The following is a 620-nucleotide window of genomic DNA, read 5'->3' as shown; positions in this document are numbered from 1 at the left end:
GATGGAGCATGGCGCAGATCCTTCCACGCTGGACGCCAACGGCGTGCCGGCTTTGCTCGACCTCAGAACGCACAGCGAAGAAGAAATTCCAGCGTTCCTCGCTTTTGCGGATTCGATGGGACTGGATCTCAATGTCAAGCTGGCGAATGGAGAGAATCTTTACTGGAGGCTCGGATACATCAAGGGCGCCGTGGATTACCTGAAGGCGCGGGGTATGGTTTCCTCCCCACCCTCCGACGCTTATACGGGCGATCTGCCGCGCGACCTTTACAAGGCGATTCGCGGGCATGACCTGGCCAAGATCAAGGCACTGATAAAAGCGGGATTTGATCTGGATACGCCAGTTGCACCCTATGATTTTTCCAGGCCTGCACCGCCAATACTTTGCGCGGCAAGCGATGGGCATACCGACGTGGTTGAACTGCTGCTGGATGCTGGTTGCAATGTCAACGCGACTGGCACCGACAAGGTAACGCTCCTGCACAAGGCGGCAAAGAACGGAAACGTTGAACTCGTCAGCATGCTGCTCAAGCGCGGCGCCAACCCCAACGCCATTGAGCTCCATGAATCTGCGTTGAGCCAAAAAAGCGATGACCCCATGCTGAAGGCATTGGATGAAG

Annotated in this window: 1 protein-coding gene; it reads left to right on the top strand. The window is 56.3% G+C overall.

The window, feature by feature from the left end; translation table 11 throughout:
• The coding region (locus AC1D0P_RS27005) for an ankyrin repeat domain-containing protein (RefSeq protein WP_477679544.1) at nt 1-620 on the top strand (620 nt) is incomplete at both ends.

This window comes from Polaromonas sp. P1_G2, from assembly GCF_056405515.1.
The sequence above is the reverse complement of the archived record's forward strand: the minus strand, read 5'-3'. Positions and strand labels throughout refer to the sequence as shown.